19 protein-coding genes, 1 tRNA gene and 1 riboswitch are annotated in these 26,531 nt (G+C 73.5%); of the genes, 16 read left to right on the top strand and 4 right to left on the bottom strand.

What is annotated here, in order from left to right; all coding sequences use genetic code 11:
* The first annotated feature begins 152 nt into the window (after nucleotides 1-152).
* The 3 genes from ACGFSC_RS29870 to ACGFSC_RS29860 all read left to right on the top strand — a co-directional run bounded on the left by ACGFSC_RS29870 (nucleotide 153) and on the right by ACGFSC_RS29860 (nucleotide 5,102).
* Nucleotides 153-2,456 carry a UvrD-helicase domain-containing protein gene (locus ACGFSC_RS29870; RefSeq protein WP_359904244.1) on the top strand — a complete coding sequence of 768 codons (2,304 nt, stop codon included), beginning with the start codon at nucleotides 153-155 and terminating at the stop codon, nucleotides 2,454-2,456.
* Nucleotides 2,457-2,836: 380 nt separating this feature from the next.
* Nucleotides 2,837-4,309: an NAD-dependent malic enzyme gene (locus tag ACGFSC_RS29865; RefSeq protein ID WP_359904241.1), complete on the top strand. Its 1,473-nt coding sequence runs from the start codon at nucleotides 2,837-2,839 to the stop codon at nucleotides 4,307-4,309.
* Nucleotides 4,310-4,817: 508 nt separating this feature from the next.
* Entirely contained in the window at nucleotides 4,818-5,102 is a 285-nt protein-coding gene (locus ACGFSC_RS29860; RefSeq protein ID WP_030242980.1) for an HU family DNA-binding protein, read from the top strand.
* A gap of 73 nt (nucleotides 5,103-5,175) precedes the next feature.
* On the opposite strand, the gene murA is transcribed toward ACGFSC_RS29860, so the two are convergent.
* Nucleotides 5,176-6,516, bottom strand: coding sequence for a UDP-N-acetylglucosamine 1-carboxyvinyltransferase (gene murA / locus ACGFSC_RS29855; RefSeq protein ID WP_359904238.1), 1,341 nt, complete (start codon nucleotides 6,514-6,516; stop codon nucleotides 5,176-5,178).
* A 300-nt stretch (nucleotides 6,517-6,816) separates the two neighbouring features.
* Here murA and ACGFSC_RS29850 point away from each other — a divergent pair, with 300 nt between their 5' ends.
* The 6 genes from ACGFSC_RS29850 to ACGFSC_RS29825 all read left to right on the top strand — a co-directional run bounded on the left by ACGFSC_RS29850 (nucleotide 6,817) and on the right by ACGFSC_RS29825 (nucleotide 14,315).
* The gene (locus ACGFSC_RS29850) at nucleotides 6,817-7,401 is read left to right on the top strand and encodes a YqgE/AlgH family protein (RefSeq protein ID WP_359904235.1); all 585 of its coding nucleotides are present in this window, start codon (nucleotides 6,817-6,819) and stop codon (nucleotides 7,399-7,401) included.
* Nucleotides 7,402-7,464: 63 nt separating this feature from the next.
* Nucleotides 7,465-7,743, top strand: a complete 279-nt coding sequence (locus ACGFSC_RS29845) for a DUF3039 domain-containing protein (protein WP_359904233.1) — start codon at nucleotides 7,465-7,467, stop codon at nucleotides 7,741-7,743.
* 91 nt (nucleotides 7,744-7,834) lie between these two features.
* A complete protein-coding gene (locus ACGFSC_RS29840) occupies nucleotides 7,835-9,445 on the top strand; it encodes a beta-N-acetylhexosaminidase (RefSeq protein ID WP_359904230.1) in 1,611 nt (536 codons plus the stop codon).
* Nucleotides 9,446-9,802: 357 nt separating this feature from the next.
* Nucleotides 9,803-10,669, top strand: a complete 867-nt coding sequence (locus tag ACGFSC_RS29835) for an FAD binding domain-containing protein (RefSeq protein WP_355265826.1) — start codon at nucleotides 9,803-9,805, stop codon at nucleotides 10,667-10,669.
* Complete coding sequence (locus ACGFSC_RS29830) at nucleotides 10,666-11,991, top strand: 2Fe-2S iron-sulfur cluster-binding protein (RefSeq protein WP_380351907.1); 1,326 nt, start codon at nucleotides 10,666-10,668, stop codon at nucleotides 11,989-11,991. The genes ACGFSC_RS29835 and ACGFSC_RS29830 overlap by 4 nt, the downstream gene beginning before the upstream one ends.
* The gene (locus ACGFSC_RS29825) at nucleotides 11,988-14,315 is read left to right on the top strand and encodes a xanthine dehydrogenase family protein molybdopterin-binding subunit (RefSeq protein ID WP_359904227.1); all 2,328 of its coding nucleotides are present in this window, start codon (nucleotides 11,988-11,990) and stop codon (nucleotides 14,313-14,315) included. The genes ACGFSC_RS29830 and ACGFSC_RS29825 overlap by 4 nt, the downstream gene beginning before the upstream one ends.
* Nucleotides 14,316-14,421: 106 nt before the next feature.
* Here the strand turns inward: ACGFSC_RS29825 and ACGFSC_RS29820 are convergent.
* Nucleotides 14,422-14,493 (bottom strand) — tRNA-Cys (locus tag ACGFSC_RS29820).
* Between the two features lie 85 nt (nucleotides 14,494-14,578).
* Nucleotides 14,579-14,644, top strand: a riboswitch (guanidine-III (ykkC-III) riboswitch).
* 44 nt (nucleotides 14,645-14,688) lie between these two features.
* Here ACGFSC_RS29820 and ACGFSC_RS29815 point away from each other — a divergent pair.
* The gene (locus tag ACGFSC_RS29815; protein ID WP_359904224.1) at nucleotides 14,689-15,003 is read left to right on the top strand and encodes an SMR family transporter; all 315 of its coding nucleotides are present in this window, start codon (nucleotides 14,689-14,691) and stop codon (nucleotides 15,001-15,003) included.
* A gap of 124 nt (nucleotides 15,004-15,127) precedes the next feature.
* Complete coding sequence (locus ACGFSC_RS29810) at nucleotides 15,128-16,570, top strand: MFS transporter (protein ID WP_359904221.1); 1,443 nt, start codon at nucleotides 15,128-15,130, stop codon at nucleotides 16,568-16,570.
* Between the two features lie 3 nt (nucleotides 16,571-16,573).
* On the opposite strand, the gene ACGFSC_RS29805 is transcribed toward ACGFSC_RS29810, so the two are convergent.
* A complete protein-coding gene (locus ACGFSC_RS29805) occupies nucleotides 16,574-17,884 on the bottom strand; it encodes a hypothetical protein (protein WP_359904218.1) in 1,311 nt (436 codons plus the stop codon).
* A gap of 404 nt (nucleotides 17,885-18,288) precedes the next feature.
* Between ACGFSC_RS29805 and ACGFSC_RS29800 the strand changes: the two genes are divergently transcribed.
* Genes ACGFSC_RS29800 through ACGFSC_RS29790 form a run of 3 tightly spaced genes read left to right on the top strand, consistent with a single transcriptional unit; the run spans nucleotide 18,289 to nucleotide 22,822 of the window.
* Nucleotides 18,289-18,930: a class F sortase gene (locus ACGFSC_RS29800; protein WP_359904215.1), complete on the top strand. Its 642-nt coding sequence runs from the start codon at nucleotides 18,289-18,291 to the stop codon at nucleotides 18,928-18,930.
* Nucleotides 18,927-20,252, top strand: coding sequence for an alpha/beta hydrolase-fold protein (locus ACGFSC_RS29795; protein ID WP_359904212.1), 1,326 nt, complete (start codon nucleotides 18,927-18,929; stop codon nucleotides 20,250-20,252). Before ACGFSC_RS29800 ends, ACGFSC_RS29795 begins: the two co-directional genes overlap by 4 nt.
* Nucleotides 20,249-22,822 carry a rhomboid family intramembrane serine protease gene (locus ACGFSC_RS29790; protein ID WP_359904209.1) on the top strand — a complete coding sequence of 858 codons (2,574 nt, stop codon included), beginning with the start codon at nucleotides 20,249-20,251 and terminating at the stop codon, nucleotides 22,820-22,822. Before ACGFSC_RS29795 ends, ACGFSC_RS29790 begins: the two co-directional genes overlap by 4 nt.
* Before the next feature lie 114 nt (nucleotides 22,823-22,936).
* Here the strand turns inward: ACGFSC_RS29790 and ACGFSC_RS29785 are convergent, their stop codons facing one another.
* On the bottom strand, nucleotides 22,937-23,362 hold the full coding sequence (locus ACGFSC_RS29785) for an SsgA family sporulation/cell division regulator (RefSeq protein ID WP_359904206.1): 426 nt from the start codon (nucleotides 23,360-23,362) through the stop codon (nucleotides 22,937-22,939).
* A gap of 312 nt (nucleotides 23,363-23,674) precedes the next feature.
* Here ACGFSC_RS29785 and ACGFSC_RS29780 point away from each other — a divergent pair, with 312 nt between their 5' ends.
* Nucleotides 23,675-25,507, top strand: a complete 1,833-nt coding sequence (locus tag ACGFSC_RS29780) for a DEAD/DEAH box helicase (RefSeq protein ID WP_359904277.1) — start codon at nucleotides 23,675-23,677, stop codon at nucleotides 25,505-25,507.
* Nucleotides 25,508-25,859: 352 nt separating this feature from the next.
* A complete protein-coding gene (locus tag ACGFSC_RS29775) occupies nucleotides 25,860-26,510 on the top strand; it encodes an IclR family transcriptional regulator (protein WP_049654777.1) in 651 nt (216 codons plus the stop codon).
* Nucleotides 26,511-26,531: the final 21 nt, after the last annotated feature.

The raw sequence follows: 26,531 nt of genomic DNA, 5'->3' as shown, positions 1-26,531 counted from the left end.
CCCCATGTTGACTCGAAGGGCCGCCCTCCGCTCCGCGGAGGGCGGCCCTTCGATTTTTGTACGTTCCGGAGCAGCGCGGCCCGGGGGTGGCGGCGTAGGATCATCCGTCCGCTCGTTTTCCGGAGCGGGATTCCGCCGCAACCACCGAGGCCATGCAGAGCAACACGCCCACCACCCCCGCCACCGACCACGAGACCGTCCGCGCGCGCGAGATCGCCGGTGAGCAGCAGCACCTCGACACCGTCTACCACCGGTTGGAGGAGAAGCTCGCCGAGGCCGAGTACATCCTGGAGGACGCCGCCAAGCGGGTCCAGGTCGGCACCCCCGGCGCGCTCGCCGAACGCGACGCCCAGGTCTACCGGGCCGGCGCCCACCTCCACCGACTGAACAGCGAGTTCGAGGACTTCCTGTTCGGCCGGATCGACCTCCAGCGGGCGGACGCCCCGGAGGAGCACGGGATCCCGTCGGACACCCCGCTCGACCCGGCCGACCCGGCCGTCGCCGAGACCCTCCACATCGGCCGACTGGGCGTGCTGGACGCCGAGTACGGCCCGCTGGTGATCGACTGGCGCGCGCCCGCCGCCGCCCCCTTCTACCGCGCCACCCCGGTCGAACCGGGCCGGGTGATCCGTCGCCGGGTGATCCGCTCCAAGGGCCGCAAGGTGATCGGCGTCGAGGACGACCTGCTGCGTCCGGACCTCGCCCCGACCCTGGACGGCGAGGAGCTGGCCGTGGTCGGCGACGGTGCGCTGATGGCCTCGCTGGGCCGCGCCCGCAGCCACTCGATGCGCGACATCGTCTCCTCCATCCAGAAGGAGCAGGACGAGGTGATCCGCGCCGCCGCCGCGGGCGCCACCCTGGTCACCGGCGGCCCCGGCACCGGCAAGACCGCCGTCGCCCTGCACCGCGCCGCCTACCTGCTCTACCAGGACCGCCGCCGCTACGCCGGGGGCATCCTGGTGGTCTCGCCGACCCCGCTGCTGGTGTCCTACACCGAGGGCGTGCTGCCCGCGCTGGGCGAGGAGGGCCAGGTCGCCATCCGGGCGGTCGGCTCGCTGGTGGACGGCATCGAGGCGGGCACCTACGACACTCCCGAGGCGGCCCGGGTCAAGGGTTCGGGCCGGATGGTGCAGCTGCTGCGCCGGGCCGCCCGCGCGGCGCTGGAGCTGGGCGCGCCGCAGGAGCTGAAGGTCGTCGCCCGCGGCGAGGTGCTGAAGCTGGACGCCTCCCGGCTGAAGGCCGTGCGCGGCAACGTGGTGGGCTCCGGCGGCACCCCGCTGAACCTGCTGCGCCCGCGGGCCCGCCGGCTGCTGCTGGACGCCCTGTGGCAGCAGGCCACCAGGGACCTGCCGAAGCCCGCCGACCACTACGCCCGCGAGCAGCGCCAGGAGGAGAAGGAGTCCTTCGACGAGTACGTCTCGGACGAGGCGTCGTTCCTGGACTTCCTGGACGCCTGGTGGCCGGCACTGAGCCCGCGCCGGGTGCTCGGCACGCTGCGGCAGCACCGGCACACCAACCGGATCGCCCGCCGCGCCGTCACCCCGGACGAGGCCAGGCTGCTGGCCGCCTCCTGGCGCCACCTGTCCGCGGAGGGCGCGGGCGCGCTGTCCGCGCACGACGTCGCGCTGATCGACGAGCTCCAGGTGCTGCTGGGCGAGCCGGCCCGCCCGAAGGTCCGCGAGGTGGACGCGGTGGACCTGCTGAGCGGCCTGGAGGAGGTCACCACCTTCGCCGACCGCTCCACCCGCCAGCGCGACCGCCAGCCGGTCGAGCGCAGGGAGTACGCGCACATCATCGTGGACGAGGCGCAGGACCTCACCCCGATGCAGTGGCGGATGATCGGCCGCCGGGCCCGGATGGCCACCTGGACGATCGTCGGCGACCCGGCGCAGTCCTCCTGGCCGTTCCCGCAGGAGGCCCAGGCCGCACTGGACGACGTGCTCTCCGGCAAGCCGCGCCGCCGCTTCACGCTGACCGTGAACTACCGCAACCCGGCCGAGATCGCCGAGGTCGCGGCGAAGGTGCTGGCGCTGGCCGCGCCGGGCACCCCGTCGCCGAGCGCGGTGCGCCGCGTCGGCGTGGAGCCGCGCTTCGCGGCCACCACCGACCCCTCGCCGGAGGCCTTCGGCGAGGCCGCCCGGGCCGAGCTGGAGCGGCTGCTGACCGAGGTGGACGGCACCGTGGCGATCGTGGTGCCGATGGACCGCCGGGACGAGGCGGCCGGCTGGGCCGAGGGCCTGGGCGGGCGCGTGGTGGCGCTGGGCAGTCTGGAGGCCAAGGGCCTGGAGTACGACGCGACCGTGGTGGCCGACCCGACCGGCATCGCCGGCGAGTCGGAGGCCGGGCTGCGGGTGCTGTACGTGGCGCTGACCCGCGCGACCCAGCGGCTGACCGTGCTCTCCGGTCCGGACGACCTGCCGGACGCGGACGGCGTGCCCGCGCTGTTGCACGGCTGACGGCCCGTCGGGTCCCGACGGCACTCGTCGGGACCCGACGGAAGAAGGCCCCTCACCGGACGGTGAGGGGCCTTCAGACGTTTACGACACCGACCCGCCATGCTCGCCTCGCGGCAAGTGGTCCCTCGAAGGGACGAAGGTTGGGCCCGGGGGCTTGGATCGAGCCGGTGTCCCGTCCAATGTAACGCATCGGCCGGGAGAGGCAAGGAGTGAGCGGCGGGGGACCGGCGGCCATTGGGTGGGATTGTCGGGTCCGCACACTCAATGAACGTTATTTCTGGCTACCCCTTGGAAGGTGCGACGATCGAGGTCTAGCATGCGCGGGCGATGCCTTCAACAAAATGTTGAGCCTGCGGGACAGACGGAAGAAGGAAGCGTCGATGGCGACGGTGCCCAGTGTCTCCAACTCGATCACGGTACGGCTGGAGGTCCCGGCCCGGGGCAACGCCGTCAGTGCGATCACCACGGCCGTGGAGTCCTCCGGCGGGTCGGTGACCGGTCTCGACGTCACCGCCTCCGGCCTGGAGGCGCTGCGGATCGACGTCACGGTGGCGGCCTCCTCGGTCGCGCACGGCGAGGAGATCGTCGAGAAGCTGCGCGCGATCGACGGCGTGTCGATCGGCAAGGTCTCGGACCGCACCTTCCTGATGCACCTCGGCGGCAAGATCGAGATGTCCTCGAAGCTGCCGATCCGCAACCGTGACGACCTCAGCATGATCTACACCCCCGGCGTCGCCCGGGTCTGCATGGCGATCGCGGAGAACCCCGAGGACGCGCGCCGCCTGACCATCAAGCGCAACAGCGTCGCCGTGGTCACCGACGGCTCGGCGGTGCTGGGCCTGGGCAACATCGGCCCCGAGGCCGCGCTGCCGGTCATGGAGGGCAAGGCGGCCCTGTTCAAGCGCTTCGCCGGGATCGACGCCTGGCCGATCTGCCTGGACACCCAGGACACCGACGAGATCGTCGCCATCGTCAGGGCGATCGCCCCGGGCTTCGCCGGGATCAACCTGGAGGACATCTCCGCGCCGCGCTGCTTCGAGATCGAGGCCCGGCTGCGCGAGGCCCTGGACATCCCGGTCTTCCACGACGACCAGCACGGCACCGCGATCGTGGTGCTGGCCGCCCTCACCAACGCGCTGAAGGTGGTCGGCAAGCGGATCGCCGACATCCGGGTGGTGATGTCGGGCGCCGGCGCCGCCGGCACCGCGATCCTCAAGCTGCTGATGGCGGCCGGCGTCGAGCACGCCACCGTGGCGGACGTGCACGGCGTGGTCCACCTGGGCCGCGGGGACCTCAACGAGAACCTGCGCTGGATCGCCGAGCACACCAACCGCTCGGGCCGCACCGGCAGCCTCAAGGAGGCCGTGGCGGGCGCCGACGTCTTCATCGGCGTCTCGGCCCCGAACGTCCTGGACGGCGACGACCTGGCCACCATGGCGGAGGACTCGATCGTCTTCGCGCTGGCCAACCCGGACCCGGAGGTCGACCCGGCCATCGCCCGGCAGACCGCCGCCGTGGTCGCCACCGGCCGAAGCGACTTCCCGAACCAGATCAACAACGTGCTGGTCTTCCCGGGCGTCTTCCGCGGCCTGCTGGACGCCCAGAGCCGCACCGTCAACACCGAGATGATGATCGCCGCCGCCCGGGCGCTGGCCACCACCGTGGCGGACGACGAGCTGAACGCGAACTACATCATCCCGAGCGTGTTCCACAAGGACGTCGCCAAGACCGTCGCCTCCGCGGTGCGCGAGGCGGCCCTGGCGGGGGCCCAGGAGGACCCCGCGCCGGCCCGTCCGACCCCCGGCATCGTCGGCACCCTGGACACCGCCGCGTTCCCCGTCGTCAAGCTCTGACGACCGGGTCGGGCGACGTGTCACAGATCGCTCAAATGTACGAATAAGGGCCATACCCGCCCAGCCCGCCCCGAACCCTTGCGACACAAGGGCGAGGGGCGTGTTTGGGCTTGTCAGTCCTAGGGCGTACCGTAGCCCTGCACGGGGCAGGCGTGTCCGACAAGTACGGAACGTCCCCCTGGTCTTCCGGCGTGTCGTCCCGACCGCCGCCCGCGCCCGGTCCGCCGGAGCCGACGGAGCGTCACACCTCCAGCGAGCGGGCGATGTTCGGGTGGCTCGCCCGGGGCCCGATTGGCTTTCTCGGGGCCGGTCGGGGCAGGATTCGTATCCAGGCGGGCGGGTGGGCCTTCGACGGCTCCGGCGCGCGGCATCGGGTACGGACCCGGCCTGCGACCACGCATTGCCTGCATGAGCACAGTGTGCGGACCTGCGGCCCATCCGGGTGCCCCCCGGTGGGAGCACCGATGGGCCCCCGCGCACCGCAAGCGAACAGACCACAGGAGTACACATGAACCGCAGTGAGCTGGTGGCCGCGCTGTCCGAGCGCGCCGAGGTGACCCGCAAGGACGCCGACGCCGTTCTGGCCGCCTTCGCCGAGATCGTCGGCGAGGTCGTCGCCAAGGGCGACGAGAAGGTCACCATCCCCGGTTTCCTGACCTTCGAGCGCACCCACCGCGCTGCCCGCACCGCCCGCAACCCGCAGACCGGCGAGCCGATCCAGATCGCCGCGGGCTACAGCGCCAAGGTGAGCGCCGGCTCGAAGCTGAAGGAAGCCGCCAAGGGCGCTGCCTGAGCCACCCCTTGAACGCCCGAGAGGCCGGGCTCCCCGCTGGGGAGCCCGGCCTCTCGCCGTTGGGACCGGACCGTCAGGCGTCGACCAGCTGCTCGCTGGGCAGCTCGACGTGGGCGCCCAGGTCGCGCAGCTTGTCCATGAAGTTCTCGTAGCCGCGGTTGATCAGGTCGATGCCGTGCACGGTCGAGGTGCCCTCGGCCGCCAGCGCCGCGATCAGGTACGAGAAGCCGCCGCGCAGGTCCGGGATGACCAGCTCGGAGCCGATCAGCTTGGACGGGCCGGAGACGACCGCGGAGTGCAGGAAGTTGCGGGCGCCGAAGCGGCACGGCGTGCCGCCCAGGCACTCGCGGTAGAGCTGGATGTGCGCGCCCATCTGGTTCAGCGCGCCGGTGAAGCCGAGCCGCGACTCGTACACCGTCTCGTGGACGATGGACAGGCCGGTGGCCTGGGTCAGCGCGACCACCAGCGGCTGCTGCCAGTCGGTCTGGAAGCCCGGGTGCACGTCGGTCTCCAGGGCGATCGCCTTGAGCTCGCCGCCCGGGTGCCAGAAGCGGATGCCCTCGTCGTCCACCTCGAAGGCGCCGCCGACCTTCCGGAAGGTGTTCAGGAAGGTCATCATCTCCAGCTGGCGGGCGCCGCGGACGTAGATGTCGCCCTTGGTGGCCAGCGCCGCGCAGGCCCAGGAGGCCGCCTCCAGGCGGTCCGGCAGCGCGCGGTGGTTGTAGCCGTTCAGCTCGTCCACGCCGGTGATCAGGATCGTCCGGTCGGTGCCCAGCGTGATGATCGCGCCCATCTTCTGCAGCACGCAGATCAGGTCGACGATCTCCGGCTCGATGGCCGCGTTGCGCAGCTCGGTGACGCCCTCGGCGAGGACGGCGGTGAGCAGCACCTGCTCGGTCGCGCCGACCGAGGGGTAGGGCAGCTCGATCTTGGTGCCGCGCAGCCGCTGCGCGGCGACCAGGTAGGTGCCCTGCGGGTGCTTCTCGATGGTGGCGCCGAACTGGCGCAGCACCTCGAAGTGGAAGTCGACGGGGCGGCCGCCGATGTCGCAGCCGCCGAGGCCGGGGATGAAGGCGTGGCCGAGGCGGTGCAGCAGCGGGCCGCAGAACAGGATCGGGATCCGCGAGGAGCCGGCGTGCGCGTCGATGTCGGCGACGTTGGCGCTCTCGACGTGCGAGGGGTCGAGGATCAGCTCGCCGTCCTCGTCACCGGTGCGCACGGTCACGCCGTGCAGCTGCAGCAGGCCGCGGACCACCTTGACGTCGCGGATGTCCGGGACGTTGCGCAGTCTGCTGGGGCCCTGCCCGAGGAGGGCGGCGACCATGGCCTTGGGCACCAGGTTCTTCGCACCGCGGACGCGGATCTCGCCTTCGAGCGGATTTCCGCCATGGACCAGCAGGACGTCGTCGGTCATCGTTCTCGCAATCCGGGGTGCCAGAGGAGTCGGAAAGGGCGGCTCCGGGAGAGAGCCGGTGGTGGACCGTTCGTACGGGCGCGTTCGGGCCCCCGGCGAAACCGAGTCGGCACCGTATAGGCGTCCACCAGACGTAGATGGTAGTAGGCGCTCCGTTGGTTCCCGTGAGCCTCTCCCGTGATGGTGCTCTCTCCGGGCCCGCGCCCGCCCCCCGGTGCGGCCGTACGGGTGTTCGTCCGGCGTGGGGGTTTCCGGGTGTTGCGGTGTCCGAGCGGTGCCGTTCTGCGGGATCATGTGGGCATGACGGCGGCCCATTCGCACGGAGGCCGGTCCCACACCGGCTGTCTGCTCGTCGCGACGCCCCTGCTCACCGACCCGAACTTCGCGCGGGCGGTGGTGCTGCTCCTCGACCACGACGTCGAGGGGGCGCTCGGCGTGGTCCTCAACCGGCCGACGCCGGTCGAGGTGGGAAGCGTGCTGGACGGCTGGAACAGACTCGTCGGACAGCCGGCCGTGGTCTTCCAGGGCGGCCCGGTGGCGCTGGACTCGGCGCTCGGCCTCGCGGTGGCACCGGGGGAGCCGGGCACCGGCGAGCCGCTCGGCTGGCGCCGGGTGCACGGCGCGATCGGCCTGGTGGACCTGGAGGCGCCGCCCGAGGTGCTGGCCGGGGAGCTGGGCAGCCTGCGGATCTTCGCCGGGTACGCCGGCTGGTCGCCGGGGCAGCTGGAGGCGGAGCTGGAGAGCGGCGCCTGGTACCTGGTGGACTGCGAGCCGGGGGACGTCTCCAGTCCCGAGCCGGAGCGGCTGTGGCGTGCGGTCCTGCGCCGCCAGCGCGGCCCGCTCGCCCTGCTGGCGACCTACCCGGACGACCCCACGATGAACTGAGCCGACCGGCCCCGCGCCGCGACACTGGCCGGGTTTCCGGAGGCCCCCATAGACTTGGCACCCATGAGCACTCTTGAGCCCGAGCGCGGCCTCGGCACCGGCACCCTGGTCGAGCCCGTCCCACAGGTGTCCCACGGGGACGGCGACCACGAGCGCTTCGCGCACTACGTCCAGAAGGACAAGATCATGGAGAGTGCCCTCTCCGGGTCTCCCGTGGTGGCGCTCTGCGGCAAGGTGTGGGTGCCCGGGCGCGACCCGAAGAAGTACCCGGTCTGCCCCATGTGCAAGGAGATCTACGACGGCATCGGCAAGCCGCAGGGCGGCGACGGCGACAACAAGTAGTCCGCGGCGCCGCGCACAACGCCGTTTTGCATAGCACCAGGGTTTCCCCGGTGGTCTATGCCAATCGTCGGGGCGTGGGCAGGATGTCGGAATGGACCTCATTCCCGCACCGTCGAGTGCCGTTCGCCGCCCGGACGAGGACTACCCGCTCGACTCCGCCACCACGCTGACCGCACCCCCCGCGCTGGCCGACGCCGAGCGCTGGCTGCGGACCACACTGTCCGCCGCCACCGGGCTGCCGCTCGGCCCGGGCCGGCCGGGTTCGGGCATCGAGCTGGTCGAGGACCGGACGCTCGCCGCCGAGGCGTACCGGATCACGGTGCGCCCCGGCCACGCCCTGCTCGCCGCGGGCGGCCCGGCCGGAGCGCTGTGGGGCGCGCAGACCCTGCGGCAGTTGCTCGGGCCGGACGCCTACCGCCGCTCGCCGCTGCGCCGCGAGGGCTGGGTCCTGCCCGGCGCCGACATCGCGGACGCCCCCCGGTTCGGCTGGCGCGGCGCGCTGCTCGACGTCGCCCGGCACTTCCTGCCCAAGTCGGACGTGCTGCGCTTCGTCGACCTGCTGGCCGCGCACAAGCTCAACGTGCTGCACCTGCACCTGACCGACGACCAGGGCTGGCGGGTGGAGATCAAGCGCTACCCGAGGCTGACCGGGCGCGGCGCCTGGCGGGAGCGCTCGATGGTCGGCTACCGGGCCGGGCAGCGCCGCGACGACCGCCCGCACGGCGGCTACTACACCCAGGACGACCTGCGCGAGATCGTCGCCTACGCGGCCGCCCGCGGGGTCACCGTCGTCCCGGAGATCGACCTGCCCGGCCACACCCAGGCCGCCGTGTCCGCCTACCCCGAGCTGGGCAACACCGACGTGGTGGACACCGCCGCGCTCGGGGTCTGGACCGACTGGGGGGTGAGCCACAACGTGCTCAACGCCTCCGAGGAGACCCTGCGCTTCTTCGAGGGCGTGCTGGAGGAGGTCCTGGAGCTCTTCCCGTCCGAGTTCATCCACCTCGGCGGCGACGAGTGCCCCAAGGAGCAGTGGAAGGACAGCGCCGCCGCGCAGGCCCGGATACGCGAGCTGGGCCTGGCCAACGAGGACGAACTGCAGAGCCACCTCATCCGGCACTTCGACGGCTGGCTGGCCGACCGCGGCCGCCGGCTGATCGGCTGGGACGAGATCCTGGAGGGCGGGCTCGCGCCGGGCGCCGCCGTCTCCTCCTGGCGCGGCTTCGGCGGCGGGGTCGCCGCCGCGAAGGCCGGGCACGACGTGGTGATGTGCCCCGAGCAGCACGTCTACTTCGACCACCGGCAGGCGGACGGACCGGACGAGCCGATCCCGGTCGGATTCGTGCGCACGCTGGAGGACGTCTACCGGTTCGAGCCGGTCCCCGAGCAGCTGGACGAGGCCGCCGCCCGGCACGTGATCGGCACCCAGGCCAACCTGTGGAGCGAGTTCATGGACAGCGCCCGGGACATCGACTACCGGGCCTTCCCCCGGCTGGTCGCCTTCGCCGAGGTCGCCTGGTCGGAGCTGCCCGCCGAGCCGGCCGAGCGGGACTTCGCCGGTTTCGAGCAGCGGCTGGCGACGCACCTGAGGGCGCTGGACGCGCTCGGCGTCGAGTACCGCCCGGCCGACGGTCCGCACCCGTGGCAGCGCCGCCCCGGGGTGCTCGGCCGGCCGATCGAGGGCCCGCCGCCGGTGCGGTAGGGGGTGTCCCGCGGGGCCTGCCGGACCCGGCGAAGACCCGCGGGAAACGCCCCGGTCCTACCCGCGGGGAACTTCTGAGCGGTCGTCCGACGTCAAGAACTGATGAACATCTGCCCTGGCCCGGAGCGGGTCGGGGCAGATACCGCCCGGTATCAGTCCCAATCGGGCAGTCCCGTTCACCGGTCCCGAAATGATCATCGAGCATTGTGTGCCAGAGTTGCCCAACCCGGCCCGATCGCCCGTACCCTACGGGCCAGGCCGGGCTGCTGACGCAGGACAGTACGGCCGAAGGCCGGCGGGCGGCAGGCGATCGATGAGCAAGTGGAGCACGGTGGGACCCAGGTGAACCGGACGATCATGCTGCCGGCCTCCCTCGACGAGGCCGTCGACGCGCTGGCCGCCGCCCCGGCCGCGGTACCGGTGGCCGGAGCCACCGACCTGATGGAGGCCGTCAACGCCGGCCGACTGCGCCCCGCCGCCCTGGTCGGCCTCGGCCGGATCACCGAACTGCGCGGCTGGCGCTACGAGGACGGCGGCACGGCCGTGCTCGGCGCCGGACTAACCCACGCCCGGATGGACCGCCCCGACTTCGCGGCGCTCATCCCCGCGCTCGCCGACGCCGCCCGCACCGCCGGCCCGCCGCAGGTCCGCAACGTCGGCACCCTCGGCGGGAACATCGTCACCGCCGCCCCGGCCGGCGACACCCTCCCGGTGCTCACCGCGCTGGAGGCCAGCGTCACCCTGGCCCGGGCCGGGGGCACCCGCGAGGTGCCGGTCAGTCACCTGCTCACCGGACTCGACCCGGTGCGCCCCGGCGAACTGCTCACCTGGGTGCGCGTCCCGCTGCTGCACGCCCCGCAGGTCTTCCTCAAGGCCACCGGCCGCAGCGGACCGGCCCGCGCCACCGCCTCCGTCGCCCTGGTCCTCGACCCGGCCCGGCGCTCGGTGCGCTGCGCCGTCGGGGCCGTCGCGCCGGTGCCGCTGCGCCCGCTGGAGGCCGAGGCCTGGGTGGCCGGCTGCATCGACTGGGACGGCAGCCGGGAGATCGACCCGGCCGCGACCGCCGCCTTCGGCGAGTACGTGGCCGCCGCCTGCGTCCCCGACAACTACGGCGCCGAGGGCGCCTGGGAGGCCGTGACCGAGGGGCCGACCGCGGCCGCGGTTCGGTTGCGGCGTACCGTATCGGTGCTGGCCCGACGGGCACTGGGAAGGGCGCTGAAGTGACCACAGACCCCATCGAGACCCTGGACGCCGACCCGCTCGGCCTCTCCCCGCAGGTCAGCCGCGAGCTGCGCCCGTGCGCCTCGTACACGCTGCGGGTCAACGGTTTCGAACGGCCCGTCACCGACGCGTGGATCGGCGAGAGCCTGCTCTACGTGCTGCGCGAGCGGCTCGGCCTGGCCGGCGCCAAGGACGGCTGCGAGCAGGGCGAGTGCGGGGCCTGCTCGGTGCAGGTGGACGGCCAGCTGGTGGCCGGCTGCCTGGTGCCAGCCGCCCTGGCCGCGGACAGCGAGATCAGCACCGTCGAGGGCCTGTCCGCCGCCGGCGGCGCGAGCGCCGTCCAGCAGGCGCTGGCCGCCTCCGGCGCCGTTCAGTGCGGCTACTGCACCCCCGGCATGGCGATGGCGGTGCACGACCTGCTCCAGCGCAACCACCGGCCCACCGAGGTGGAGGCCCGTCAGGCGCTGTGCGGCAACCTCTGCCGCTGCACCGGCTACCGGGGCGTGCTGGCCGCCGTCCAGACCGTCGCGGACGCCCGCGCGGCGGAGGCCGAGGAGGCGGAGGAGGCCGCCGCGCTCGCCGAGGCCGCCGCGCAGGCCGCCGGGCCCGCCCCCGGGGGACCGGCCGAGCCGGTCGCCGAACCGCCCGCCGACGTGCCGGTGGACGCGCCGGTCGAACCCGGGCAGGCCGTCGAGCCGCCGGTCTACGCCGACGCCGACGCCTGGATCGAGCACGTCCCGCAGCAGCCCGTCGAGGCCCACCCGGTCACCCACCCGGCGGAGCATTACCACCCGGAGCAGCACGCCGCCGAGCAGCACCACCCGGCGCAGCCCGCCGTGGAACAGCACGCCATGGCACAGCCCGCCGTCGAGCAGGCCCCGGCCGGGCTGCCGTACGGCGACCCCCAGGGCGGCTACGACACCGGCGTGTACGACACCACCGTGCTGGCCCCGATCCGGGACGACATCCCCGCCCGGATCCCCGCCCAGGCCGCCGACGACCAGGTGTACTACCCGCCGCAGGGCTACCCCGAGCAGCCGTACCAGGCCACCCCCGCGCACGGCACCTACGTGCCCTACCCGGACGGCCACCAGCAGCAGAACGGCTACGACACCGGGTACGACGCCCCGGTCTACGAGCCCACCCCCGCGCACGGGACCCCGCTGCCCGGCTCCGTCTACGACGGCACGCCGCCGCACGGCACCCCGTACGCCGCCCCGCACCCGCACGGTGCCCCGGCCGAGGGCGGCGCCCCGGCCGGTGTCCCGTACGGTGCCACCCCCGCCCACGGCATCCGGCTCCCCGAGGACGACCACGCATCATGACGTCGCCTACCGACATCGGCGCAGCACTCCAGCAGGACGGCGGCGAGGGCGGCGCACCGGAGCCGATCGGCCTGGGCAGCTCCCCGCTGCGCAGCGACGCGCTGCCCAAGGCGCTCGGCATCTACCCGTACGCGGCCGACCTGTGGGCCGAGGGGCTGCTGTGGGGCGCGGTGCTGCGCTCTCCGCACCCGCACGCCCGGATCCGGGGCATCGACACCTCGGCCGCGCTGGCGCTGCCCGGCGTGCACGCCGTGGTCACCGCCGCCGACCTGCCGCCCGGACCGGACGGCACCCCCGACGGCGCCCCGGCCGGGCCGATCGTCGCCGACCGGCCGGTGCTGGCCGCCGGCGTGGTGCGCCACCACGGCGAGCCGATCGCCGCGGTGGCCGCCGACCACCCGGACACCGCCCGGCTGGCGGTCGGCCTGATCGCGGTCGACTACGAGCCGCTGGAGGCCGTCACCGACCCGGAGCAGGCCTTCACCGCGCCGCCGCTGCACCCGGACGGCAACCTGTTCCGCCACCTGCCGCTGCGCACCGGGGACCCGGACGCGGTCGGCGAGATCGTCGTCGAGGGCCTCTACCAGGTCGGCCGGCAGGACCCGGCCCCGCTCGGCGCCGAGGCCGGGCTGGCCGTACCGCGCCCGGACGGCGGCGTCGAGCTGCACCTGTCCTCCACCGACCCGCACGGCGACCGCGACCGCACCGCCGCCTGCCTGGGCCTGGAGCCGGACCGGGTCCGGCTGGTGGTCACCGGCGTGCCCGGCGCCACCACCGACCGCGAGGACCTCTCGTTCCAGGTCACCCTGGCCCTGCTGGCGCTGCGCACCGGGCGGCCGGTGAAGATGACGCTCACCCGCGAGGAGTCCTTCCACACCCACGCCTCGCGCCACCCCGCGCTCCTGCGCTACCGCCACCACGCCGACGCCGAGGGCACGCTGGTGAAGGTCGAGGCGCAGATCCTGCTGGACGGCGGCGCCTACGCGGACGTCTCCGCCGAGGCGCTGGCCGCCGCGACGGCCTTCTCGGCCGGTCCGTACGTCTGCCCGAACGTCTTCGTGGACGCCTGGGCGGTGCGCACCAACAACCCGCCGGCCGGCCGGATGCGCGGCGAGGGCGCCCTGCAGGCCTGCTTCGCGTACGAGTCGCAGCTGGACCAGCTGGCCGCCCGGATCGGCGTGGACCCGGTGGAGATCCGCCGCCGCAACGCGATGTCCACCGGCGACCCGCTGCCCACCGGTCAGGCCGTCACCTGCCCGGCGCCGGTGCGCGCCCTGCTGGACGCGGTCGCCGCCGAGCCGCTGCCGGCCCTGCCGGTGGACGACCCGGACGCCGAGTGGCTGCTGCCCGGCGGGCCCGGCGGCGCGGGCGACCCGGCGGCGGTGCGGCGCGGGATCGGCTACGCCGTCGGCATGGTGCACATGCTGGGCGCCGAGGGCGAGGACGAGGTCTCCACGGCGACCGTGCGGGTCAGCGGGGACCACGCCACGGTGATCTGCGCGGCGGTCGACGCCGGGCAGGGCTTCGCCACGCTGGCCCGGCAGATCGTGCAGACCGTGCTGGGCGTCAGCGAGGTCTACATCGCCCCGGCCGACAGCGACCAGTCGATCGCCGGGCCGTCCGCCCGCGGCCGGCACACCTGGGTCTCCGGCGGCGCCGTCGAGCGGGCCGCGCTGATGGTCCGCCACCAGCTGCTGCAGCCGATCGCGGCGAACTTCGGGATGTCCGCGGAGCTGCTCCAGATCGCCGACGGCAAGATCACCTCGTACGACGGGGTGCTCGGCATGCCGGTCGCCGAGGCGCTGGAGGGCAAGGAGCTCTGGGCCACCGCGCAGTGCCGCCCGCACCCCACCGAGCCGCTGGACGAGGCCGGGCAGGGCGACGCCTTCGTCTCCATCTCGTTCTGCGCGATGCGTGCGGTGGTGGACGTGGACATCGAGCTGGGCGCCGTGCGGGTGGTCGAGATGACGGTCGCCCAGGACGTCGGCCGGGCGCTGAACCCGCGCCAGATCGAGGACCGGATCGAGGCGGGAGTGGCCCAGGGCGTGGGCCTGGCGCTGCTGGAGGACCTGCGGACGGAGGGCGGGGTGCTGCTGAACCCCTCGCTCACCGGCTACCGGCTGCCCACCGCGCTGGACACCCCGGAGGTGCGGATCGCCGCGCTGCTGGAGGAGCGCGACGTGGTGGCCCCGTTCGGCGCGAAGGCGGTCGGAGCCGTGCCCGCGGTGGTCGCCCCGGCGGCCGTCGCCGCGGCCGTGCGCGCCGCCACCGGCCTGCCGGTCGGCCGGCTGCCGATCCGGGCGGAGGACGCCGTCACCGCCTGACCGGGAGCTCCCGGGACGGACCGGGAGCTCCCGGAAAAGGCGGAAAGCAGGGAAAGGAAATTGCCGGCCGACTTTCGGAGTCGACCGGCAATTTCCTTTTCCGGTGAGGCCATGGCGGGAATCGAACCCGCGTGCACCGCTTTGCAGACGGTTCCCTAAGCCACTCGGGCACACGGCCAGTGAATTCATAGTGGCCGATCCGGGGGAGAGGGGTCAATGCCCTTATGTAAATTCTGTATGGCAAGGTGTGCTACCGTCGGGGGCAGGTGGCGGTATTTCCGCCACCCCGGACGAGCGCGTCGTACCCGGTGACGACAAGACGGCGCAGTTCAGCGGCAATCCGGCCGCTGTGGACTGCGGAGGTACCACCGTCATGGCCTGGCTCGTTCTGATCGTCTCGGGTGTCCTGGAGACCGTTTGGGCGGTCGCCCTGGAATCGTCCAAGGGCTTCACCCGCCTCGTTCCCAGCCTCGTCTTCGGCATCGCACTGCTGTTCAGCATGGGCGGCCTGGCGTACGCGATGCGCACCATTCCGATCGGCACCGGCTACGCCGTCTGGGTGGGCATCGGAGCGGTCGGCACCGCGGTCTACGGCATGGCCGTCCTGGGGGATGCGGTGACCATGGCCCGGATCGCCTGCCTGCTGCTGATCGTCTCCGGCGTGGTGGGCCTCAAGGTGCTGCACTGACCTCCGCCGCGGTCCCGGCCGGGGCCCGTCCTGGGTCCCGGGGCCCGTCCTAGGCCTTGCGGCCGAGGAGATCACCGACCGGGGTCAGGGGTCATCGGGGCAGACGGCTCTTACGATGTTACGTATGACCACTGCCTCCCCCACCTCGGTCGACCCCGTACCGATACCCCTCGACGACGACCCCGGTGGTGGGGTCCTCGGCGGCCGCTACCGTGCCCTGACGCTGGGGATCGTCTCGGTGGTCCTGGTGATCGCCTTCGAGGCGACGGCCGTCAACACCGCGATGCCGACCGCGGCCCGCGAGCTGAACGGGCTCGGGCTGTACGCGTTCGCCTTCTCCGGCTACTTCACCACCACCCTGTTCGCCCTGGTCGTCTCCGGCCAGTGGTGCGACCGGAGCGGCCCGCTGCGGCCGCTGTTCAGCGGCATCGCCGTGTTCGGCGTGGGGCTGGTGGTGGCCGGGACGGCACCCGGGATGTGGGTGTTCGTGGCCGGGCGGGCCATCCAGGGCCTCGGCGGCGGGCTGGTGATCGTCGCCCTGTACGTGGTGGTCGGCCGGGCCTACCCGGAGCGGCTGCGGCCCGCGGTGTTCGCGGCCTTCTCCTCGGCCTGGGTGCTGCCCTCGATCATCGGTCCGCTGGTCTCCGGGGCCGTCACCCAGCACCTGGGGTGGCGCTGGGTGTTCCTGGCCGTGCCGGTGCTGATCCTGCTGCCGCTGGCCGTGATGGGCCCGGCACTGGCCCGCACCGAGCGGGAGCACCCGGTGGCCAGGGGCGCGGCCTTCGACCGCCGTCGCACCCTGCTGGCCGCGATGGCGGCGGTCGGCGCCGGCCTGCTGCAGTACGCGGGCCAGCGGCGCGACCTGATCGGACTGGTCCCCGGGATCGCCGGGGCGGCGCTGCTGGTGCCGGCGGTCCTCGGCCTGCTGCCGGCGCGGACCCTGCGGGCCGGCCGGGGACTGCCGGCCGTGATCCTGCTGCGCGGGGTGGCCGCGGGGGCGTTCTTCGCCGCCGAGGCCTTCATCCCGCTGATGATGACCACCCAGCGTGAGCTCTCGCCGACGCTGGCCGGCCTGACCCTGACCAGCGGCGGTCTCACCTGGGCGCTCGGCTCCTGGCTCCAGGGCCGGCCCGGGGCGGAGCGCTACCGCACGGCGATGATCCGGGGCGGCTTCGTGCTGACCGCGGTGGCGATCTCGGGCGCCGCGCTGGTGCTATTCCCGGCGGTGCCGGCCTGGGCCGCGTCGGTGGCCTGGGGCGTCGGCGGCGTCGGGATGGGGATGGCCATCGCGAGCGTCAGCGTGCTGATGATGAAGCTCTCCACGCCGGAGGACGCCGGGGCCAACTCGGCCGCGCTCCAGATGAGCGACGCGCTGGGCAATGTGCTGCTGACCGGTCTGGCCGGGGTGATGTTCGCGGCGCTGGGCGGCGGCTCGCTCGCCGCCGCCCACGGGGGCGGCGGCGGGGAGGCCGGCTCGCCCGGCGCCTTCGCGGTGATCCTGCTGTCGATGGCCGGGGTGGCGCTGCTCGGCGCGGTGCTCTCCGGCCGGGTGCGGACGAAGGCCTGACGGTCAGCCGGAGGTGGCGCCGGCGGGGGCCGTGGCGGGGGGCGCGGCCCCCGCCGGGGCGCCGAGGAAGGCCTCCCAGCCGCCGGCCGGGGACTGTCCCGGGGCGAGGGTCTGGAGCTTGCGCAGCACCGCCGGGTCCTGGGCGTCCAGCCAGTCGACCAGCTGCCGGAAGGAGACCAGCCGGACCTCCGGCTTGTCCGCGATGGTCCTGAGGACGTCCTCGACGGCGTTCATGTAGATGCCGCCGTTCCACTCCTCGAAGTGGTTGCCGATGACGTACGGCGCCCGGTTGCCGTTGTAGGTGCGGTCGAACCCCATCAGGTAGGCGTCGCGGGCCTGGGTCTGGAAGCCGGGCTGGAGCGCCGGGTCGGCCTTGGTGTTGGGGCCGCACTGGTTGTACATGATGTTGTAGTCCATCGAGAGCACCTGGAAGGTGTGCCCGGGGAACGGGATGGACTGCAGCGGGAGGTCCCACAGCGCGCCGCCCTGGATCTTCTGCGGCCACACCTGGGTGCCGTTGCCGCTGCTGTCGTAGCGCCAGCCGCGCCTGACCGCGGTGGGCAGCAGGTTGCGCTGGCCCTCCAGGCAGGGGGTGCGGCTGCCGATCAGCTCCTTGCGGTAGTCGAAGGGCAGCGCGGGCAGGTCGGTGAAGCCGGTGTTGGTGCGCCAGTTCGTCACGAAGTCCATCGCCTGCTGGATCTCGCTGTCCCACTCCTCCGGGGACCACGCGCCGACGCCCGTGGAGCCGCAGAAGTGGCCGTTGAAGTGGGTCCCGATCTCGTGGCCCTCCAGCCAGGCCGCGTGCACGTTCTCCAGGGTGTCGCGGATGTGCTGGTCGCTCAGGTAGCCGATGTCGGAGGCGCCGGCCTTGTGCTGCGGCGGGCGGTAGAGGTCCTTCTTGGACTCGGGCAGCAGGTAGAGGCCGCTGAGGAAGAAGGTCATCTTCGCGTCGTGGTCCCGGGCCAGTCGGCGGAAGCGGGCGAACAGGCCGTTGTCGAGCTCGCCGGCGCCGTCCCAGGAGAAGACCACGAACTGCGGCGGGCGCTGGCCGGGCTGCAGCCGGTCGGGGACGGGCTGGTGCGGCTGGGCGCCGGTGTCCGAGGTGGAGCCGTCACCGATCAGGACCGGCTGCGGCCGGGGGAGCGGGGCCGGGGCCGGAGTGGCGCCCTGCTCGTCGGCCGCTCCGGTGGCCGGCGCGGTGCTGCCGGTCGCCCGCTCCTCGCCGGTGGCGTGGTTGCTGCCGCACCCGGCCGCCAGGGTGGCGGCGGTGGCGGCGCCGGCCGTCAGCAGGGTGCGGCGTGAGAGGGCTTCCATGGTCACTCCGTTCGTGGGGCGGGCGGGCGGCGTGCGGGAGTGCGGAGTCCGGTCGGACAAGTGGGTGATACAACCCGTAACCGGGTCAGCATGGCACGAGGGCGGGGCCGGTCGAAGAGGCGCAGCGCGAGCTCGTGAGTGATCGCTCGAACGACGCAACCGATCGGGTCCGTTGAACCGTCGGTAGCTCGTGTCGGGCGTGCACCCGCGGCGATCGTGCGCGGGGGGCGGTCGTCGCGCTCCGCGACCGGGCGCCCACGCGGCGCAGAAAAGAGGCCGTCCGCCCTGCCGATCGGCGGGTGCCGGTACGACCGTCGTATGGACGTGCCTTACAGTCCGTTCCGGTTGAATTGTTCCCAGGAAACTCCCAGGAAGCGGGGTTCCGTCGGCAGAGGGGAGCGCCCATGGGCGTCCAGCAGAGCAGGGGCCCGTGGCCGGGCACCCTGGCGGCCGGGGCCGCGCTGGTCCTCGGAGCCTGGCTGCTGCACGACGGAGGTTCGTCGCTGCCGCCCGCGCCGGGGGCCGGCCAGGCCCAGGCCGGGATCGCGCCGGTCTCGATCGTGCCGCCGCTCGGCCCGTCCGCGCCGACCCGGATCCGCATCCCGGCGGTGCGGCTGGACGCCCCGGTCACCGCGCTCGGGCTGGACGGCGCCGGCCGTCTCCAGACCCCGCCCGAGGCGGACCGCAACCTGGCGGGCTGGTACCGCGGCGGGGCCAGCCCCGGCCAGCGCGGCACCGCGATCCTGGCAGGACACGTCGACAACAAGGCCGGCCCCGCGGTCTTCTATCATCTGGGCGCGCTCCGTCGCGGGGATCGGATCGAGATCGCCCGGGCGGACGGCGCCACCGCCGTCTACCAGCTCTACGCCATCGAAGTGCACGACCGAAAGGACTTCCCGGACGACCGGGTCTATCGTCAGGCCGCTGACGCACAGCTGCGGGTCATCACCTGCGGCGGTTCGTACAGTGAGGAACGCGGCTACGACGGCAACGTCGTCGCCTACGGTTTCCTGGCCGACACCACCCCGCCGGGCAAAGCCGCATGACCACGCTGACCCTTGCCTCCCGCTGGAACCCGATCGACTGGCCGCTCACCGAGGGCCTGATCCCGCACGCCGTGCTGGCGGCAGGCTGGGCGGCGCTGTTCGCGCTAGCCATCGGCCGCGGCCGCAGCTGGTGGCGGGTCCGCCTACCCGCCGCACTGTTCACCGCGGCCGCGCTCAGCTGGCTGCTGGACGTGGTGGTCGACGGCTGGTGGCACCCCTTCCCCGAGGGCACTCCCCGGTACGTCACCTGGTGGATAGCCGTCGCCCTGCTCGGGCTCTGCCTGGTCGGCTACCGGCTGCGCCGGCTCACCTGGCGGCGCCGGGGGCTCGCACTGGGCCTGAGCGGCCTGGTGCTGCTGATGTCCTCCTCCGAGGTCAACATCGGCTTCGGCCAGTTCCCGAGCGGGCGCGTGATGCTGGCGCCCTGGCTGACCAGGACCGACGGGCTGGTCGCCACCAAGGCGGGCCAGATCATGAGCGCCCCGCCCGGCAAGTCGCTGGAGGAGGTCTGGAAGCCCCCGGCGGACCTGCCCGAGAAGGGCACCGTCTCGGTGGTGCCGATCCCCGGCACCAGGTCGGGCTTCAAGGCCCGCGACGCGTACGTCTACCTGCCGCCCGCCTACCAGGCCACCCCGCGGCCGCTGCTGCCGGTGGTCGTGATGATCACCGGCCAGCCCGGCGTCCCGGGGGACTGGGTGCTCTCCGCGCAGATCAACGAGGCGCTGGACGCCTTCGCCGCGGACCACGGCGGCCTCGCGCCGATCGTGGTGATGCCCGATCAGCTCGGCTCCACCTGGGCCAACACGCTCTGCCTCGACTCCAAGATCGCCAAGACCCAGACGTACCTGGCCGTGGACGTGCCGGACTGGGTCCACCAGAACCTCCAGGCCGCGACCGGCCGCACCGCGTGGGCGATCGGGGGCGCCTCGATGGGCGGCACCTGCGCGCTCCAGCTCGGCGTCAACGCGTCCGACGTGTACGGCACCGTCCTCGACATGTCCGGGCAGGAGGAACCGACCCTGGGCAGCCGGGAACAGACCGTCAAGGCCGCCTTCGGCGGTGACGAGAAGAAGTTCGACGCGGTCGATCCGCTCCAGGTGATGGCCCGCAGGAAATTCCCGGACACCAACGTCGCGTTGGTCGTCGGCGAGACCGACGAGGAGTTCAGACCGCAGATGGAGAAGGTCTACCGGGCCGCGCAGGCGGCCGGAATGAAGTCCAAGTTCGACCTGATGCCGGGCGGCCACGGCTGGGTCGTCTTCCGCCCCGGCATCGTCCAGCAGCTCCCGTGGCTCGCCCAGCAGACCGGGCTGACGCGGTGACCGGGGCGGGAACCGCGCTGGCCACCGTCGGCGAGCAGCGCAAGCCGGGGCCGGACGCGGAGCGCACGGCCGGGCGAAGCACCGACCGGGCCCCGGTCACCCGCACCGCGGAGCCGCGCCCGCAGCGGGTCCGGCGGGCGGCCAGGGCGCTCGGCTCCCGGCTGCGCTCGGCGCCGCTGACGCTGACCCTGCTGGCCGGGCTCTGGCTGCTCGGCGCGGCCACCGGGAGCCTGGGCCACGGCCCGTCCGAACGGCTGCTGGACCGGGCCGGGATCGGCCTGCCCACGCTGGCCGAGGGCCACTGGTGGACGCCGGTCACCTCGATGTTCTGGTGCTCCGGCAGCGGCTCGTACGTGTTCACCAGCCTGCTGCTGCTCCTGGTCGGCCCGGCCGCCGAGCACCGGCTCGGGCGGCCGCGCACCCTCGCGGTGCTGGTCGGCGGGCAGGTCGTCGGCACCCTGCTGGGCACCGCGCTGGTCGCCTTCGGCTCCTCGGCGGGGGAGCAGTGGACCGCCTCGGTGGCCGACCAGATCTCGGTCGGCCCCGGCGTCGGCGTGTTCGCGCTGGCGGGGGTGCTCGGGTACCGGCTCACCGTGCTCTGGCGCCGCCGGCTGCACCTGCTGGTGCTGCTCGTCCCGCTGGTGATGACGCTGTACGTGGGCCACCTGCAGAGCGTCCAGCGGTGCGCCGCCGCGCTGGCCGGGCTCGGCCTGGGCGCGCTGGTCAGCCGGGGCCGCCCGCACCTGCGCACGCACCGCTCCTCGCACTCCGAGACCCGGGTGCTGGTCGCGCTCTGCCTGGTCGCCGCCGCCTTCGGGCCGCTGCTCGCCTCGCTGTACGACAACGCCAGCGGACCGTTCAACACCTTCTCCGAGCTGTACTTCTCGCACCGGCTCAGCCCGGACGAGGTCGCCGACTTCTGCGCGCTGTCGGCGCACGACTGCGCCCGCGCGCACGCCGTCGTCCGGATCTTCGACACCCCGGGCCGGATGATGGCCGCGCTCTTCCCGGCGCTGCTGCTGGTGCTCGCCGAGGGGCTGCGCCGGGGGCTGCGGCTGGCCTGGCTGGTCACCGTGGCCACCGAGCTGCTCTGGGCCGCGCTGCTGTGCTGGCTGTACCTGGACGCCGGGCCGGTGAGCCGGGACGTGGTGCAGTACTTCGTCGAGGCGCTGCTGCTGCCGCTGCTGACCACCGCCCTGCTGGTGGCCACCCGCAAGCGCTTCCCGCTGCGGCTGTCCGGCAGCTCGGTGCGCCGGCTGGCCCTGGTGCTCGGCGGCGCGGCGCTCGCCTCCGCGGCCACCTACGTGGGGGTCGGGCGGCTGGCGGCCGGGGAGTTCGAGCCGGGGGCGACCGCCCGCCGGCTGGTGGCCGGGCTGCCGGCCCAGTTCCTGCCGCCCGCGTACAACGACCTGCTGCCGGACTACCCGATCGCGGTCGGGCCGGTGGCGCGGTTCCTGGAGACGTACTGCGGGCTGGCGTTCTGGGCGGTCGCGCTGGCCGTGCTGCTCTCCGTCTTCCGCCGTCCGGTGCTACACACCGACGCGGCGGCGGCCGGACGGGCGCGGGCGCTGCTGACCGAGCACGGCGGCGGGACGCTCTCGTTCATCGCCACCTGGGACGGCAACCACTACTGGTTCGACGAGCAGGGCCGGGCGGCCGTCGCCTACCGGGTGGTGGGCACCGTCGCGCTGACCACCGGCGACCCGTTCGGCGCGCCGGAGGACCGCGCCGGGGCGGTGGCCGGCTTCGCCCGGTACTGCGACGCGCGCGGGTGGACGCCGTGCTTCTACAGCGTCTGCGGCGAGACCAGGGACGCCGCCGCGCGGCTCGGCTGGCGCTCGCTGCAGGTCGCCGAGGACACCGTGGTGCCGCTGCCCGAGCTGGCCTTCACCGGCCGCAAGTGGCAGGACATCCGCACCGCCCTCAACAAGGCCGGCAAGCAGGGCATCTCCGCGGAGTGGTGGGCGTACCACGAGGCGCCGCTCGCCCTGCGGGAGCAGATCCGGGCGATCTCCGAGGAGTGGGTCTCCGAGAAGGGCCTGCCGGAGATGGGCTTCACGCTCGGCGGGCTGGCGGAGCTGGACGACCCGGACGTGCGGGTGCTGATCGCGGTGGACGAGCAGCGGGTGGTGCACGGGCTGACCAGCTGGATGCCGGTGTACGAGGACGGCGTGCCGGTCGGCTGGACGCTGGACTTCATGCGCCGGCGCTCGGACGGCTTCCGCGGCGTCAGCGAGTTCCTGATCGCTTCGGCCGCGCTCGGCTTCAAGGAGGAGGGCGCGCGCTTCCTGTCGCTGTCGGGCGCGCCGCTGGCCCGCACCGGGCAGGACGAGGAGCCCACCGGGCTGCAGCGGATGCTGGACTGGATGGGCAAGGTGCTGGAGCCGGTGTACGGCTTCCGCTCGCTGCTGGCCTTCAAGGCGAAGTTCCAGCCGGAGTACCGGCCGATGTACATGGCGTACCCCGACCCGGCCGCGCTGCCCGGCATCACCCGGGCGATCGGCAAGGCGTACCTGCCGCACCTGACGGCGGCCCAGGGCGTCCGGCTGATGCGCAAGCTCTCTAGCTGATCCGCCCCGGGGCGGGCGGGCGACCGCACGGGCTTCCCGGGCCCCGGACCCGGGTTGCCGCCGACGGACGCGGGTGGCCGGAAGCGCGGGGGCGCTTCCGGACGCCGCCGCCCGTCAGCCGAGCAGCTGGGCGAGCGCGCGGTCGGCGTCCAGGTGCAGGTGCTCCTCGCCCTCGGGGACGAGCAGCCGGCTGCGCCACAGGAAGCGGCGCAGGTCGGTCGTGTCGAACTGGAGCAGCGCGGTGCCCTCGGGGGCCCGCAGCTCGACCATGGTGCGCCGGCCGACCGCGGGCCGGACGTGGACGTCGCCGACGCCGGCCGGCAGCTCGATGCCGGCCGAGAGCAGCTGGCGCGCGAAGATCCAGACGATGTCCTCGGAGTCCCGGCGTTCGGCGGGCTCGTCCAGCGAGAACTCGGCGGGGAAGGCCATCCGGACGGCCAGCGGGTCCTCCGGCAGGTAGGAGAGCACCACCCGCAGCCGGACCGAGCGGTGGGGGGAGAGGATCAGACGGGCCTGGACGGGCTCTTCGACGGTGCGCACGGGTGGGTCCCTTCGGTTCGGTGCGAGGCCGCGGTGCGGCAGGTGGGGTCGGTGCGGCCTCACCCTGGTGAGAGTCCCGGGACGGGTGGCGATTACCGGGTTTCACGAGATATCGGATGTGATCCGGGTCACATCGATTTCCGGCCGCGCGGGCCGGGCGCGGCGCCTCGCCCGGAGGCCCGAACGGCGCCGGACCCGGTACGCTGGGCGGGTTGTCCGATCGCCGCCCGACCGCGGGGCGAGGCCGCTAAACCGCCTCTGACCTGCGATGATCCCCCCTCGGAGACCGTGAGTACTGCCGCCGCCTCCTCGATGCCGCTGTTCTCCGACGCACCGGAGTCGCAGGCGCCCGCCCGATCCGCCGGCCATGGCACGCCCGCCGGTTCGCACCACCTCTCCCCGGCCTTCCCCGGCCGCGCCCCGTGGGGCACCGCGGGCAAGCTGCGGGCCTGGCAGCAGGGCGCGCTGGACAAGTACATCGAGACGCAGCCGCGCGACTTCCTCGCGGTCGCCACCCCGGGCGCAGGCAAGACCACCTTCGCGCTCACCCTGGCCTCGTACCTGCTGCACAACCACCTGGTGCAGCAGGTGACCGTCGTCGCGCCGACCGAGCACCTGAAGAAGCAGTGGGCCGAGGCCGCCGCGCGGATAGGCATCAAGCTGGACCCGGCGTACTCCTCCGGGCCGCTGTCCCGGGAGTACCACGGCATCGTGGTCACCTACGCGGGCGTCGGGGTCAACCCGATGCTGCACCGCAACCGGACCGAGGCCCGCAAGACCCTCGTGATCATGGACGAGATCCACCACGCCGGTGACTCCAAGTCCTGGGGCGAGGCCTGCTTCGAGGCCTTCGAGCCGGCCACCCGCCGACTGGCGCTGACCGGTACGCCGTTCCGCTCCGACACCAACCCGATCCCGTTCGTGGCGTACGAGGCGGGCGGCGACGGCATCCGCAAGTCCGTCGCCGACTACACCTACGGCTACGGGCACGCGCTGGCCGACCACGTCGTCCGCCCGGTGATCTTCCTCAGCTACAGCGGCAACATGCGCTGGCGCACCAAGTCCGGCGACGAGCTGGAGGCCCGGCTCGGCGAGCCGATGACCAAGGACCTGATCGCCCAGGCCTGGCGCACCGCGCTGTCCCCGCAGGGCGAGTGGATCCCGGCCGTGCTCCAGGCCGCCGACCGGCGCCTCACCGAGGTCCGCAAGGCGATCCCGGACGCCGGCGGGCTGGTCATCGCCACCGACCAGAACGTGGCCCGGGCCTACGCCAAGATGCTGCGCGAGATCAGTGGCGAGAAGGTCACCCTGGTGCTCTCGGACGAGGCCGAGGCGTCCAAGCGGATCTCCGACTTCGCGGAGGGGACCTCGCGCTGGATGGTCGCCGTCCGCATGGTGTCCGAAGGCGTCGACGTGCCCCGGCTCAGCGTCGGGGTGTACGCGACCTCGATCTCCACCCCGCTGTTCTTCGCCCAGGCCGTCGGCCGCTTCGTGCGCGCCCGCAAGCGCGGCGAGACCGCCTCCGTGTTCCTGCCGACCATCCCGCTGCTGCTGGGCTTCGCCAACGAGATGGAGCTCCAGCGCGACCACGTGCTGGACCGGCCGAAGAAGGAGGGCGAGGGCCTCTTCGACGAGGAGGACCGGCTGCTCGCCGAGGCCGAACGGGCCAACGACGGCCCGGACGGCGCCGGCGGCGAGGAGTTCTCCTACGAGGCGCTGGGCTCCGACGCGGTCTTCGACCGGGTGCTGTACAACGCCATGGAGTTCGGCATGCAGGCCCATCCGGGGAGCGAGGAGGAGGAGGACTACCTCGGCATCCCGGGCCTGCTGGAGCCGGACCAGGTGCAGATGCTGCTCCAGAAGCGCCAGCACCGGCAGATCCAGCGCAGCAAGACCAAGCCCGCCGAGGAGGCCGACCTGCTGGAGCTGCCGGCCGAGCAGCGGCCGGTGGTCACCCACCAGGAACTGCGGGAGCTGCGCAAGGAGCTGAACACGCTGGTCGCCGCCTGGCACCACCGCACCAGCCAGCCGCACGGCACCATCCACAACGAGCTGCGCCGCCAGTGCGGCGGGCCGCTCACCGCGCAGGCCACCGTCAACCAGCTCAACGCGCGGATCGCGAAGATCCGGGAGTGGGCCAAGTAGCGGAGCCGCGAGCGCGCCCGGCCGTCGGACCGGGGGCGCGTCCGGTCATCGGACCGGGGGCGCTCCCGTGCCCCGATGCACCCGGCGAATCGCGGGGGTTTGTCCGGAATTCGAGCCGGTGTTGAAGTTGATCACGCCCGAATTTTGGACAACCACTTCCGTCGCGTCATTTCCTTCACTACCTTTCCCCCACGCTCTTCCGCCGGGCAACCCCCGCGGGACGGCGTCGCGGGGCCGTGCGCGTCAAGGACGACGCCGTGCGGCCCGAGCGCGGCCACCCCCACCTGCGCGCGACACCGACCTTGGAACGGCGCCGCCCGCCCTGCGAGCGCCGCGGAAAGGATTGCCCGTCGTGACTGCCGAGACCTCCCAGACCCTGGACCGCGGCGTCCGGGTCCTCAAGCTCCTCGCCGACTCCGAGCGAGGGCTCACCGTGACCGAGCTGGCCGCCCGGCTGGCCGTCAACCGGACGGTGGTCTACCGGCTGCTGGCCACCCTGGAACAGCACGGCCTGGTCCGCCGGGACATCGGCGGGCGCGCCCGGGTGGGCCTCGGCGTGCTGCGCCTCGCGCACCGGGTGCACCCGCTGCTGCGCGAGGCCGCGCTTCCGGCCCTGCGCAGCCTCGCCGAGGACCTCGGCGCCACCGCCCACCTGACCCTGGTGGACGGCAACGAGGCGCTGGCCGTCGCCGTGGTCGAGCCCAGCTGGACCGACTTCCACGTCGCCTACCGGACGGGCCTGCGCCACCCGCTCACCGAGAGCGCGGCCGGCCGGGCGATCCTGGAGGCGCGCACCTTCCCCAGCCAGCGCCGGCCCGAGCAGGGCTTCGTCATCACCCGTGCGGAGGAGCAGTCCGGGGCGAGCGGGGCGGCCGCCGCACTGGTCGGGCTGAGCGGCATCGAGGGCAGCGTCGGCGTGGTGATGCTGAACGGCATGGTGCCCGAGCGGGTCGGCCCCCGGGTGGTGGAGGCGGCGACCGAGGTGGCCGACGCCCTGAGGTAGCGCCCGCACACGGTGTCGGGT

Source organism: Kitasatospora sp. NPDC048715 (assembly GCF_043198905.1).
GTDB lineage: Bacteria > Actinomycetota > Actinomycetes > Streptomycetales > Streptomycetaceae > Kitasatospora > Kitasatospora lactacystinica.
Note: the sequence above shows the minus strand (reverse complement) of the source record. Positions and strands in the feature narration are given on the sequence as shown.